Genomic DNA, 13,331 nt, shown 5'->3' on the forward strand with positions numbered 1-13,331 from the left:
ATTAGTCCTTAGCCCCCTATCCATGTTTAACTTGAACGTTCATTCAAGTTAAACCGGTGGTTCGCTGCCCGCTCACAACAGGAGGCTTGCCTTTGCTGAGTCCGATTTCTACAGCCACGTTTTTCCCCTTCGAGGTGCACCGTACATGAGTGCATCGTCCATCCCTCCAAGCGGACTGATCCGCATGAATCCGCCGGTGTTCTGGTTCTCGGCGAGTTTCATTCTGTTGTTCGGTATCGTTGTCATCGCCATGCCCGAGCAGGCCGGTGCCTGGTTGCTGGCGGCGCAAAACTGGGCGGCCAACACGGTCGGCTGGTATTACCTGCTGGCGATGACCCTGTATCTGGTCTTCGTGGTGGTCACCGCCTTGTCCGGCTACGGCAAGATCAAGCTCGGTGCCGACCACGACGAACCCGAATTCAGTTATCTGTCCTGGGCCGGCATGTTGTTCGCCGCCGGGATCAGCATCACCCTGTTTTTCTTCTGCGTGTCCGAGCCCCTGACCCACATGCTGCAACCGCCCCAAGGCGAGGCCGGGACGGCAGATGCGGCGCGCCAGGCGATGCAAATTCTGTTTCTGCACTGGGGCCTGCATGGCTGGGGCGTGTTCGCCTTTGTCGGCATGGCGCTGGCCTACTTTGCCTACCGGCATAACCTGCCATTGGCCCTGCGTTCGGCGCTGTATCCGCTGATCGGCAAGCGCATCAATGGCCCCATCGGTTACGCGGTGGACGGCTTTGGCATCATCGCCACGGTGTTCGGCCTCGGCGCTGACATGGGCTTCGGCGTCTTGCACCTCAACTCGGGCCTGGACTATCTGTTCGGCATCGCCCACACCCAATGGATTCAGGTCGGCCTGATCACCTTGATGATGGGCGCGGCGATCATCGTGGCCGTATCCGGCGTCGACAAGGGCGTGCGGGTCATGTCCGACATCAACATGCTGCTGGCCTGCGCGCTGTTGCTGTTCGTGTTGTTCGCCGGCCCCACCCAGCACCTGCTCAACACCCTGATCCAGAACCTCGGCGATTACCTCGGCGCCTTGCCGATGAAAAGTTTCGACCTCTACGCCTACGACAAACCCAGCGACTGGCTGGGTGGCTGGACGGTGTTCTATTGGGCCTGGTGGATTGCATGGTCGCCGTTCGTGGGCTTGTTCATTGCGCGGATTTCCCGTGGCCGGACTATCCGCGAATTCGTCTTCGGCGTGCTGTTGATTCCGCTCGGCTTCACCCTGGCGTGGATGTCGATTTTCGGTAACAGCGCCATCGATCAAGTGCTCAACCACGGCATGAGCGCGCTCGGCATGTCGGCCATCGACAACCCGTCGATGACCCTTTATCTGCTGCTGGAAACCTACCCGTGGAGCAAAACCGTCATCGCGGTCACGGTGTTCATCAGCTTCGTGTTTTTTGTCACCTCTGCCGACTCCGGCACCGTGGTGCTCTCGACGCTGTCCGCCAAGGGCGGCAATCCCGATGAAGACGGGCCGAAATGGCTGCGTGTGTTCTGGGGCGCAATGACCGCACTGGTGACCAGCGCGCTGCTGTTCTCGGGCAGCATCGATGCGTTGAAGTCGGCGGTGGTGCTGACCTCGCTGCCGTTCTCGCTGATTCTGTTGTTGATGATGTGGGGGCTGCACAAGGCGTTTTATCTGGAATCGCAGAAGCAGATTGCACAGATGCATTCCTTGGCGCCGGTATCCGGATCACGGCGTGGCGGCTGGCGGCAACGCTTGAGCCAGGCCGTGCATTTCCCTTCACGGGACGAGGTTTATCGCTTCCTCGATACGACGGTGCGGCCGGCGATCGAAGAAGTGTCTGCCGTATTCCGGGAAAAGGGTCTGCATGTGGTGACGCACCCCGATCCCGCCACTGACAGCGTCAGTCTGGAAATCGGCCACGGTGATCAACATCCGTTCGTTTATCAGGTGCAGATGCGCGGCTATTTCACGCCGTCGTTCGCCCGTGGCGGCATGGGTTCCAAGCAACTCAATAATCGCCGTTACTACCGGGCCGAAGTGCACTTGAGCGAGGGCAGCCAGGACTACGATCTGGTGGGTTACACCAAGGAGCAGATCATCAACGACATCCTCGACCAGTACGAACGGCACATGCAGTTCCTGCATCTGGTGCGTTGATCGCGGGCAGGGCGCCGGGACTGATCAGCTCTCGGCGCTCAGCACCATGAACAACACCAGCGCCGCCACCGGAATGCTGAACACCATCGTGCCTATCCCCAGTTCCGTACTCAGCGACTGACCGGCGGACACTATGCCGATGGCGCCGTTGATCACCGTCAACGCCAGCCACAGGATCACGAAACTGTAGGTGAGGGTCTGACGGCTGAAGCCGATTTTCTCGCCGATGAACAGCATCATCGCGAGCAGGACCAGGCCGAAGGTGATGATGATTGTGGTATGCATCGCTTGCTCCATCCTTGCGATCGGTGTCGCCTCTTCGTTGCTTTTACGACTTTGTTCCTGCCGTGCCTGATCACGCAAGCCCATCGTTGATTTGTTGAGTTCCGCGCCCCGGTCAAATTTCTGTGAAACGTTTCAGCATTTAGTCGAACCCCGGGTTTTTTGGCGTCCGTGCGGGCGTATGCTGGGCGACTGGCGAAGCAGTCGATACCAGATTCAAGACCGACAAGAGAGGATTCGATGACTTACACCGCTGCCGAAAACCGCTACGACTCCATCCCTTACCGCCGCGTGGGCCGTAGCGGGCTGGTGCTGCCGGCACTGTCCCTGGGGCTGTGGCACAACTTTGGCGACAGCACGCCGATCGATACCCAGCGCGCATTGCTGCGCACGGCGTTCGACCAGGGCATCAACCATTTCGACCTGGCCAACAACTATGGCCCACCGTACGGCAGCGCCGAGATTAACTTCGGCCGTTTGCTGCGCGAAGACTTCAAGCAGTACCGCGACGAGCTGATCATTTCCACCAAGGCCGGTTGGGACATGTGGCCTGGCCCTTACGGTCAGGGCGGTGGTTCGCGCAAGTACGTGCTGGCCAGTCTCGACCAGAGCCTGCAACGCCTGGGCGTGGACTACGTCGACATCTTCTATTCCCACCGTTTCGATCCGGATACCCCGCTGGAAGAAACCGCCAGCGCACTCGCCACAGCGGTGCAGCAGGGCAAGGCGCTGTACATCGGCATTTCGTCCTATTCCGGGGTGAAAACCCGGGAAATGGCGGCGTTGCTCAAGGAGTGGAAGGTCCCTTTGCTGATCCACCAACCGGCGTACAACCTGCTCAATCGCTGGGTTGAAAAAGACCTGCTGGACACCACGGACGAACTCGGTACCGGTGTGATTGCCTTCACGCCGCTGGCGCAGGGATTGCTGACCGACAAGTACCTCAACGGCGTGCCGGCGGATGCGCGGGTCAATCGTCCGGGTGGTGGTTCGTTGCAGGCGTCGCACTTGTCCGAGGCCAATATCGCCCAGGTGCGGGCACTCAACGAAATCGCCAAACGTCGTGGCCAGAGCCTGGCGCAACTGGCGCTGGCCTGGACCCTGCGCGATCCACGGGTGACCTCGGCACTGATCGGCGCGAGCCGGCCGGAGCAGATCATCGAGAACGTCGGGGCGTTGAAGAACCTGAGCTTCAGTGCGCAGGAGCTGGCGGAGATTGACCGGTTTGCCCAGGAGGGCGGGATCAATCTTTGGGAGAAGCCTTCGACAGCTGAGTAACCTGCAGATCGCATCGCCGGCAAGCCGGCTCCTACAGGATATATGCGTCTTTGTAGGAGCTGGCTTGCCAGCGATTGACTGCGCAGCAGTCATCTATCTGAAAAACGGCACATCCCCCAACACCGTCGCCCGCTGCATCACCCGCCGCGCCGGCCGGTAATCATCGACTGCATAGTGCTGGGTCACGCGGTTATCCCAGAACGCAATGTCGTCCTGCTGCCAGCGCCAGCGAATGGTGAATTCCGGGCGCGTCGCATGGGCGAACAGAAACTTCAGAATCGCCTCGCTTTCGGTTTCCGACAGTTCGTTGATCTTCGAGGTGAAGCCTTCATTGACGAACAGTGAGCGGCGCCCGCTTACCGGGTGCGTGCGGATCACCGGGTGTGACAGCGGCGGGTTCTTGCGTCGTGCTTCTTCCCATTGGGCCAGCGCGTCGGGCGTATTGCCATAGCGCTCCAGCGGGAACGAACGGGTGAAGTCGTGGGTGGCGGTCAGGCCTTCGAGCAGGGTTTTCATCGGCGCCGACAGGGCTTCATACGCGGCAATTCCGCTGGCCCACAATGTATCGCCGCCAAACTCCGGCAGCAGCTTGGCACTGAGCACCGCGCCCATGGCCGGGGTCGGCAGGAAGGTCACGTCGGTGTGCCAGATGGCGTTGTCGCGCACGTCGGTGACGGCGGTGTCGAGGATCAGCACTTCCGGCTGTTCCGGCACATTGGGGTAGATCGGGTGGATGTGCAGGTCGCCAAAGTTCGCCGCGAATCGCGCCTGTTGTTGTGGCGTGATTGGTTGGTCACGGAAGAACAGAACTTGATGCTTGAGCAGGGCTTGTTCGATGGTATTGCGTTGTTCCAGGTTCAGCGGTTGGCTGATGTCGATGCCACTGATTTGCGCGCCGAGGGCGGAGCTAAGGGGAACGATGGTCAACTGGCTCATGGTGGTTCTCTTAAATTCGGGGCCGTGCTTTTTGTGGGAGCGAGCAAGCTCGCTCCCACAGGGTTTTCACAGGGCAATTATTCAGTGGGCCTGACCATGCCACGGCACCAGCTTGCGTTGCAGGGCACGCAGGCCCAATTCCATGGCGAAGGCGATCAGTGCGATCACCAGAATCCCCAGTACCACCACATCGGTGACCAGGAACTGCGCGGCCGACTGCACCATGAAGCCCAGGCCGCTGGTGGCAGCGATCAGTTCGGCGGCGACCAAAGTCGACCAACCCACACCGAGACCAATGCGCACGCCGGTCAGGATATCCGGCAAGGCACTCGGCAAAATCACGTGGCGAATCAACTGCGCCCGTGTCGCACCCAACGACTGCGCGGCACGCAATTTGGCCGGGTCGACCGTGCGTACGCCGGTGGCGGTGGCGATGGCAATCGGGGCGAAGATCGCCAGGTAGATCAGCAACACTTTCGACAATTCACCGATACCGCACCAGATCACGATCAGTGGCAGGTAGGCCAACGGCGGAATCGGCCGGTAGAACTCGATCAGCGGATCGAGCACACCACGGGCAATACGATTGGCGCCGATGGCGATACCCACCGGGACGGCGGTGAGAATCGCAAAGCCGAGGCCCAGGCCGATACGACTCAGACTCGCGCCAAGGTGCTGCCACAGGGTTGAATCCATGTAGCCCGAAGTCGCCAGCAGCCAGCCTTTTTGCAGCACGGCGGAAGGTGGCGGCAGGAACAGCGGCTCGATCAAGCCGGTCGCCGTTACGGCCCACCAAAGAACAACGAGAGCGATCAGTGTCAGCACACTGATCCAGCGAGTGCTCAAGCTGCGTCGTGCCGGTGTCACGGGCGTGCCTGGCTTTATCGCGGCGACGGGAATTTCGTAGCTGCTCATGCGTGCTCCTGCCGCTGGGCGGCGCTGCGTTGGGAGAACACTTTGGCGAGTACGTGTTCGCGGGTTTCGATAAAGCGCGGGTCGGACTTGATCGAGCGAGCCGACTCACCGGCGGCATAACGCTGACCGAAATCGAGGCTTAGGCGCTCGACAATTTGCCCTGGGTTGGGCGCCAACAGAATCAGGTCGGTGGCGAGGAACACGGCTTCTTCAATGTCGTGGGTAATCAGGAACACCGGTTTGGCGGTGCGTTGCCAGACTTGCAGCAACAGCTCCTGCATCTGCTCGCGGGTGAAAGCGTCGAGGGCACCGAACGGTTCGTCCATGAGCAACACGCGCGGGTCGGCGGCGAGGGCGCGGGCCAGGCCGACACGCTGCTTCTGGCCACCGGAAAGCTGCCAGATGCGGCGCTGTTCAAAACCGGACAGATCGACCAGGGCGAGCATCTCCCGGGCGCGGGCTTCGCGTTTGTCCCGGGCGACGCCGGCCAGCTCCAGGCCGAACCCGACGTTGGCCAGCACGTCTTGCCACGGCAGCAGCGCATCGTCCTGGAACACTACGCCACGCTCGGCACTCGGGCCTTTGACGGGCACGCCATCAAGGGTGATGCGCCCGGCGCTGGGTTCGACGAAACCGGCAATCAGGTTCAACAGCGAAGTCTTGCCACTGCCGGACGGGCCGAGGGCGACCAGCAATTGCCGGGGGCCCAGGCTCAGGGAGATATCCGCCAACACCGGTTCCGGGTTGCCGGGGTACTGTGCGCTGATGCGCTCCAGCTGTAGCAAAGCCATCGCAGTTAACTCCCGATCAGTTGGTGATGAACTTGGCGCTGACGTACGGCGCGTAGTCCGGCAGTACCGCCTCGACTTTGCCTTGTTCCTTGAGGAACGCGGCGGTGTCAGTGATGGCTTTGGTGGTTGGCGCGCCGAGGGTGAGCACCTGGTCAGCCGCCAACGGGTAGACGTTGCCTTGCAGCAGCAATGGAATGTCGCTGGCCTTGGCGCCGGAGAGCTTCACCAGTTTGTCGACGTTGCCCTGGTTGGCGAGCCAGGCTTGCGGGTCTTTGCGGTAGTCGGCGTAGGCGTCCAGGGTCACTTTGGCGAACGCGGTGACGATTTCCGGGTGCTTCTCGGCGAAATCCTTGCGCACGATCCAGGCGTCGAAGGTCGGTGCGCCGAACTTGGCCAGCTCGCCGGAGGTGATCAGTACCTTGCCGTTTTCCTTGGCGACACCGAGGGCCGGATCCCAGACGTAAGTGGCGTCGATGTCACCGCGTTTCCAGGCGGCAATGATCGCTGGTGGAGCCAGATTGAGTACGGTGACTTTCGACGGATCGATGTTCCAGTGCTTGAGCGCGGCCAGCAGGCTGTAGTGGCCGGTGGAAACGAATGGCACGGCGATCTTCTTGCCGACCAGGTCTTGCGGTGTCTTGATCCCGGAGCCGTCGCGGGCGACCAAGGCTTCGGCGGCGCCGATCTGGGTGGCGATGAGGAAGGTTTCTACCGGGACTTTGCGGGTGATGGCGGCGGTCAAAGGGCTGGAGCCGAGGTAGCCGATCTGTACGTCGCCGGAGGCGATGGCGGCGATGATATCGGCACCGTTGTCGAATTTTCGCCAGCTGATATCGGCCTTGGTGGCCTTTTCGTAGGCACCATCGGCCTGGGCGACTTTCGCCGGGTCAACGGTGGTCTGGTAGGCGACGGTGAAGTCGGTCGCCTGGGCAAAAAAGCTCGCGGTAGCCAAAGTAGCGGCCGCCAGCAAGCGTAGAGGGAAAGTCAGTTTCATCAGAAAGCTCCTTGTCAGGCGACCGAATGTCGGTGTGAGAAAGAGACTAAATGATCTAAGAATTCGAAAATAAATAACTTTTTCGAATTAGCTTATGAGAGGAAAACTTGAGGAGCGACCGCTGAATTGTGGCGAGGGGGCTTGCCTCCGTTGGACTGCGCAGCAGTCCCAGATCCGACACCGCAGTATTTCGTGTAAACCGAGTCGCCTGCATTACGACTGCTTCGCAGCCGAACGGGGGCAAGCCCCCTCGCCACAGGGGACCTGTTTTGGCTGCTTAGTTGCTGATCGCCAGAATGCTCGCCTGGTATGCCCCGACAAACACATCGAAATCACCGACTTCGTTCTGCTCCAGCTCAGCCTGTTGAGCCAGCGACGAGCGCGCCCGTTCTTCAAACTTCGCCTGTTCCTCAGCCGCCAACGGCTCGCTGCGGAAGAATTCGGCATGGACCTGGCTCTGGCGCAGGGAGAACTGGGCAAAGCTCTCCTTGTGCTCGGCCATGGCCGCCAACACCTGTGCCGATGGTGTCAGGGACGGGTCCTGGACCTTGGCCAACTGGGCGTCCAGCGCCTTGCTGTGGGCATCGCCGCCATGGCTCTGATCGAGCATCGCCGCCAGAGGGGCAATATTTTCCAGCAGCTCACCGGCCCATTCCTTCAGGTCAACCGGCTGGCCATTCCGTTGCAATTGCAGGCCCGGACGACGACCCTCCTTGACCACGCTGAGGAAGTTCGAAGTCGCGTTGCTGCAACTGGTGTTGGTCAGCAGCGGGCTGTCGTTGAGCGCGCAGTACAGCAGGAACGCGTCGAGGAAACGCGACTCGGTGAGGTCGATGCCCATCGGCAGGAACGGGTTGATGTCCAGGCAGCGCACTTCAACGTATTGGATGCCACGGGCCATCAATGCCTGGATTGGACGTTCGCCAGTGTAGGTCACGCGTTTCGGGCGGATGTTGGAGTAGTACTCATTTTCGATCTGCAGGATGTTGGTGTTGAGCTGTACCCACTCGCCATCCTGGTGGGTGCCGACTTCGACATAGGGAGCGTACGGCGTGGCCACCGCTTTGCGCAGGCTGTCGGTGTAGCTGTTCAGGTCGTTGTAGCACGGCGTCAGGCCGGCCTGGGCGTTGCTCTGGTAACCCAGGTCGCTCATGCGCAGGCTGGTGGCGTACGGCAGGTACAAAGTTTGCGGGTCCAGCTGTTCCAATTGATGCGAGCGACCGCGCAGGAAGCCGGCGTCCAATGCAGGTGACGCGCCGAACAGGTACATCAGCAGCCAGCTGTAGCGGCGGAAGTTGCGGATCAGTGCGATGTAGGACGACGACTGGAAATCGCGGTCGGTGCCGACAAAGCCTTCGGCCTGCCTGAGCAACGGCCAGAGTTTTTCCGGCAGGGAAAAGTTGTAGTGGATGCCGGCAATGCACTGCATCGTCTTGCCGTAACGCAGGGCCAGGCCCTTGCGGTACACGTACTTGAGTTGCCCGATGTTGGACGTGCCGTAGTAGGCGATCGGGATGTCCTCCTCGGCCGGCAACGGGCACGGCATCGACGGACTCCACAGGTACTCGTTGCCGAGCTTGCTGTAGGCAAAGCGATGAATGCTGTCCAGGCTCGCCAGCGTGTCCGCCGGGTCGGGCAGGGCCGGAGTGATGAACTCCAGCAGCGACTCGGAATAGTCGGTGGTGATCTGTTCGTTGGTCAGCGCGGAACCCAATTCTTCCGGGTGCGGCGTTTGCGCCAGGCGACCTTCGCCGGTCACGCGCAGGCATTCACGTTCGATGCCGTGAAGGCACTGTTCGAGCAGAGAGAGGTTAGCGCGCTCGCCGAGCAGGGCCAGGCGGCGGTTGAGAAGTTCGCTCAAGTTGGATTCCTTCACGCGTCAGTCGCCCCAATATGGGGGTGGGCAAGACGGTCTACAAGGGTGAAGTTAAAACTGGCGTTTTCGCCTGGTTTTTCGAGCTGCACAGGCCATGTGCCGGTCAGTCAGTAACTGCACAATCCCTGTGGGAGCGAGCTTGCTCGCGATGAGGGCGTCTCAGTCAACATTAACGTCGTCTGACACACCGCCATCGCGAGCAAGCTCGCTCCCACAGGTTTCATTGCGTCGAAATTAACTCAAATTGATGACGACTAGCTACAGGACAGCGAACGTGCCTTGCGCTTTTGCGACCAGTTTGTCGCCCTGCATCACATCGGCCTCGACCACCAGTGTGCGGCGGCCCGGGTGGACCACCCGCGCCGTGCACATCACTTCACCGTCGGATACCGCGCGGATGTAGTTGATCTTGCACTCGATGGTCGCGCTCTGCTGGTCAAAGCCGTGGGTGCTGGAACAGGCCAGTCCCATGGCAATGTCCACCAGACTGAACAAGGCCCCGCCGTGCAGCTTGCCACCGCGATTGCGCAGCTCGGGCTCCAGCGCCAGGGCGACTTGCGCCACCCCGGTTTCCAGGCTGTGCAAGCGGCAGCCCAGCAGCTTGAAAAACGCGCTTTCGGTCAGCCCGGCGGGAATGTCCATCAGCGTTTCTTCAACTGCTTGGCATTGGCGAACAGTGAAGCCATGGCATTGTTGCTCGGTGCAGCTGCCGTGGTTTCCTTGCGCGGTGCGGTGTTCTGGGACTGGCGTGGCGCCGACCCCGGACGTGCGCCGCGAGCGCCGTCGATTTTTTCGCCCGGGGTGTCGCTCATGCGCATCGACAGGCCCACGCGTTTGCGCGGGATGTCGACTTCCATGACCTTCACTTTCACCACGTCGCCGGCTTTCACCGCTTCGCGTGGATCCTTGATGAACTTCTCCGAAAGCGCAGAGATGTGCACCAAACCGTCCTGATGCACGCCGATATCGACGAAAGCACCGAAGTTGGTCACGTTGGTAACCACGCCTTCGAGGATCATGCCCGGTTGCAGGTCCTTGAGGTCTTCGACGCCTTCCTGGAACTCGGCGGTCTTGAACTCGGGACGCGGGTCGCGGCCTGGCTTGTCCAGTTCCTGAAGGATGTCGGTGACAGTTGGCAAACCGAAGGTTTCGTCGGTGAATTTTTTCGGGTCCAGACGCTTGAGGAAACCACTGTCGCCAATCAACGAACGAATATCGCGATCCGTCTCGGCGGCGATACGCTGCACGAGTGGATAGGCTTCCGGGTGCACCGCGGAGGCGTCCAGGGGATTGTCGCCGTTCATCACGCGCAGGAATCCGGCCGCCTGCTCGAAGGTTTTTTCGCCCAGACGCGCGACTTTCTTCAGCGCGGCACGGGTCTTGAACGCGCCGTGCTCGTCGCGGTGGCTGACGATGTTCTGTGCCAGGGTCGCGTTGAGGCCGGAGATGCGTGCCAGTAGCGCTACGGAAGCGGTGTTCACGTCCACGCCGACGGCGTTCACGCAGTCCTCGACCACGGCATCCAGGCCGCGCGCCAATTTCAGCTGCGACACGTCGTGCTGGTACTGGCCGACACCGATGGATTTCGGATCGATCTTCACCAGCTCAGCCAGTGGGTCCTGCAGGCGACGGGCAATCGATACCGCGCCACGGATCGACACGTCCAGGTCCGGGAATTCCTTGGAGGCCAGTTCCGACGCCGAGTAAACCGAAGCGCCAGCCTCGGAGACCATGACCTTGGTCATTTTCATCGCTGGATATTTTTTGATCAGTTCGGCGGCCAGCTTGTCGGTTTCACGGCTGGCGGTGCCGTTGCCGATGGCGATCAGGTCCACGGAGTGCTTGGCGCACAGGGCGGCGAGCACGGCGAGGGTCTGGTCCCATTTATTGTGCGGCACGTGCGGGTAAACCGTGGCGTGATCCAGCAGCTTGCCGGTGGCGTCGACCACGGCCACCTTGCAACCGGTACGCAGGCCTGGGTCGAGGCCCAGGGTTGCGCGCGGGCCGGCCGGGGCCGACAACAGCAAGTCGTGCAGGTTGTGGGCGAAAACGTTGATCGCTTCGGTTTCCGCGCCATCGCGCAGTTCACCCAGCAGGTCGGTTTCCAGATGGGTGTAGAGCTTGACCTTCCAGGTCCAGCGCACCACTTCGCCCAGCCATTTGTCAGCAGCGCGGTTCTGGTTCTGGATACCGAATTGCTGGCCGATCATGCCTTCGCACGGATGCATGGTGCCCGGCAGTTCGTCGCCGACTTTCAGCGCGGAGCTGAGAATGCCTTCGTTGCGGCCACGGAAAATCGCCAGCGCGCGGTGCGACGGCATGCTTTTCAGTGGTTCGTCGTGTTCGAAGTAGTCGCGGAACTTGGCGCCTTCTTCTTCCTTGCCGGCGATCACGCGGGCACTGAGGGTGGCTTCCTGCTTGAGGTAGTTGCGCAGCTTTTCCAACAGGCCTGCGTCTTCGGCGAAGCGTTCCATGAGGATGTACTTGGCGCCTTCGAGGGCGGCCTTCACATCGGCCACGCCTTTTTCCGCGTCGATGAAGCGCGCGGCTTCGGTTTCCGGGCTCAGGGACGGGTCGTTGAACAGGCCGTCGGCCAGCTCGCCGAGGCCGGCTTCCAGGGCGATCTGGCCCTTGGTGCGGCGCTTTTGCTTGTACGGCAGGTACAAGTCTTCGAGACGGGTCTTGGTGTCGGCGAGCTTGATGTCGCGTTCCAGTTGCGGGGTCAGCTTGCCTTGCTCTTCGATGCTGGCAAGGATGCTGATGCGCCGTTCGTCGAGTTCTCGCAGGTAGCGCAGGCGCTCTTCCAGATGACGCAATTGCGTATCGTCGAGGCTGCCGGTCACTTCTTTGCGGTAACGGGCGATGAAGGGAACGGTAGAGCCTTCATCGAGTAGCGCGACGGCCGCTTCGACCTGTTGTGGGCGTACACCGAGTTCCTCGGCGATGCGGCTGTTGATGCTGTCCATAAAACCACCTGACAAATTGTGAAAGCAGGCTCGCAGGCGCGTAAATAGGGCCTTCGCGAGTCTGGTTGAGCGGCCTGGCCAGCGCCGCTGCCTGGGTCAACAGGCATTGCGTTGACCCCTGAAATCGAACAATTACTGCTGACGCGATAAAAATAATTCGCGTCTGTCTGTAGTACCTGTCTGACGTTGCCTGACACAAAAGGCCGCGCATTATAACCAGCGTTACGGCATTCGGGGGCATCACGGGTTAGCGGTGCAATGGCCGGTTTTCTGGCACTAAAGGAAAAATCTGCTAACAATGCACACGGTGCGTATAACGGCAGCTACGCCATAATGCGCGCCGAGATCAAAGGAGCATCCAATGAGCAGCACTGTACAAACTGCTGAAGGCGAAAAAATTCTTATCGTTGACGACGATCCGGGGCTGAGCAGCCTGCTGGAACGTTTTTTCGTCAGCAAGGGCTACCGCGCCCGCGCCGTACCGAACACCGAGCAAATGGATCGCCTGCTGGCGCGCGAAGTGTTCAACCTGGTCGTCCTCGACCTGATGTTGCCTGGCGAAGACGGCCTGACTGCCTGCCGCCGCTTGCGCAACGCGAACAACCAGATTCCGATCATCATGCTCACTGCCAAGGGCGACGAACTGAGCCGCATCAAGGGCCTGGAACTGGGCGCCGACGATTACCTGGCCAAGCCGTTCAACCCGGATGAGCTGATGGCTCGCGTCAAGGCGGTATTGCGTCGCCAGTCGGCTCCGGTGCCGGGCGCCCCGGGCAGCGAAGACGAAAGCGTGACCTTCGGTGACTACGAGTTGTCCCTGGCCACCCGCGAGCTCAAGCGCGGCGAAGAAGTGCACATGCTCACCACCGGCGAGTTCGCGGTACTCAAGGCCCTGGTGATGAACGCGCGTCAACCGCTGACCCGCGACAAATTGATGAATCTGGCGCGCGGCCGCGAGTGGGATGCCCTGGAGCGTTCCATCGATGTGCAGATTTCCCGCCTGCGCCGGATGATCGAGCCCGATCCGTCCAAACCGCGTTACATCCAGACTGTCTGGGGCGTGGGTTACGTGTTTGTTCCAGATGGTACCGCCACCAAGTGATTGTCGATTTGTAGGAGCGGGTCATGCGGACAACGGATCAATCGATCCTGT

General features: G+C 60.9%; 11 protein-coding genes. 3 read left to right on the plus strand and 8 right to left on the minus strand.

Annotated elements, in window-relative coordinates:
- Positions 1–184: 184 nt before the first annotated feature.
- On the plus strand, positions 185–2,140 hold the full coding sequence (betT, locus tag B0D71_RS23430; protein WP_165798747.1) for a choline transporter BetT: 1,956 nt from the start codon (positions 185–187) through the stop codon (positions 2,138–2,140).
- Positions 2,141–2,164: 24 nt separating this feature from the next.
- Here betT and B0D71_RS23435 read toward each other — a convergent pair whose 3' ends face one another.
- On the minus strand, positions 2,165–2,425 hold the full coding sequence (locus tag B0D71_RS23435) for a hypothetical protein (RefSeq protein ID WP_103396842.1): 261 nt from the start codon (positions 2,423–2,425) through the stop codon (positions 2,165–2,167).
- A gap of 237 nt (positions 2,426–2,662) precedes the next feature.
- Between B0D71_RS23435 and mgrA the strand changes: the two genes are divergently transcribed.
- Positions 2,663–3,700 (plus strand): L-glyceraldehyde 3-phosphate reductase, encoded by a 1,038-nt coding sequence (gene mgrA / locus B0D71_RS23440; RefSeq protein ID WP_103396843.1) that lies wholly within the window; start codon positions 2,663–2,665, stop codon positions 3,698–3,700.
- Positions 3,701–3,793: 93 nt separating this feature from the next.
- On the opposite strand, the gene tauD is transcribed toward mgrA, so the two are convergent.
- The 7 genes from tauD to B0D71_RS23480 all read right to left on the minus strand — a co-directional run bounded on the left by tauD (position 3,794) and on the right by B0D71_RS23480 (position 12,178).
- A complete protein-coding gene (gene tauD / locus B0D71_RS23445) occupies positions 3,794–4,636 on the minus strand; it encodes a taurine dioxygenase (protein ID WP_103396844.1) in 843 nt (280 codons plus the stop codon).
- 81 nt (positions 4,637–4,717) lie between these two features.
- A complete protein-coding gene (gene tauC / locus B0D71_RS23450; RefSeq protein ID WP_103396845.1) occupies positions 4,718–5,551 on the minus strand; it encodes a taurine ABC transporter permease TauC in 834 nt (277 codons plus the stop codon).
- Complete coding sequence (gene tauB / locus B0D71_RS23455) at positions 5,548–6,342, minus strand: taurine ABC transporter ATP-binding subunit (protein WP_103396846.1); 795 nt, start codon at positions 6,340–6,342, stop codon at positions 5,548–5,550. The genes tauC and tauB overlap by 4 nt, the downstream gene beginning before the upstream one ends.
- 16 nt (positions 6,343–6,358) lie before the next feature.
- Positions 6,359–7,336: a taurine ABC transporter substrate-binding protein gene (gene tauA / locus B0D71_RS23460; protein WP_103396847.1), complete on the minus strand. Its 978-nt coding sequence runs from the start codon at positions 7,334–7,336 to the stop codon at positions 6,359–6,361.
- 277 nt (positions 7,337–7,613) lie between these two features.
- The gene (gene gshA / locus B0D71_RS23465; RefSeq protein ID WP_103396848.1) at positions 7,614–9,197 is read right to left on the minus strand and encodes a glutamate--cysteine ligase; all 1,584 of its coding nucleotides are present in this window, start codon (positions 9,195–9,197) and stop codon (positions 7,614–7,616) included.
- Between the two features lie 273 nt (positions 9,198–9,470).
- A complete protein-coding gene (locus tag B0D71_RS23475; protein WP_103396849.1) occupies positions 9,471–9,854 on the minus strand; it encodes a PaaI family thioesterase in 384 nt (127 codons plus the stop codon).
- Positions 9,854–12,178 (minus strand): Tex family protein, encoded by a 2,325-nt coding sequence (locus tag B0D71_RS23480; RefSeq protein ID WP_103396850.1) that lies wholly within the window; start codon positions 12,176–12,178, stop codon positions 9,854–9,856. The genes B0D71_RS23475 and B0D71_RS23480 overlap by 1 nt, the downstream gene beginning before the upstream one ends.
- Before the next feature lie 361 nt (positions 12,179–12,539).
- On the opposite strand from B0D71_RS23480, the gene ompR reads away from it, so the two are divergent.
- Positions 12,540–13,280 (plus strand): osmolarity response regulator transcription factor OmpR, encoded by a 741-nt coding sequence (ompR, locus tag B0D71_RS23485; RefSeq protein ID WP_103396851.1) that lies wholly within the window; start codon positions 12,540–12,542, stop codon positions 13,278–13,280.
- Positions 13,281–13,331: the final 51 nt, after the last annotated feature.

Source organism: Pseudomonas laurylsulfativorans, assembly GCF_002906155.1.
Taxonomy (GTDB): domain Bacteria; phylum Pseudomonadota; class Gammaproteobacteria; order Pseudomonadales; family Pseudomonadaceae; genus Aquipseudomonas; species Aquipseudomonas laurylsulfativorans.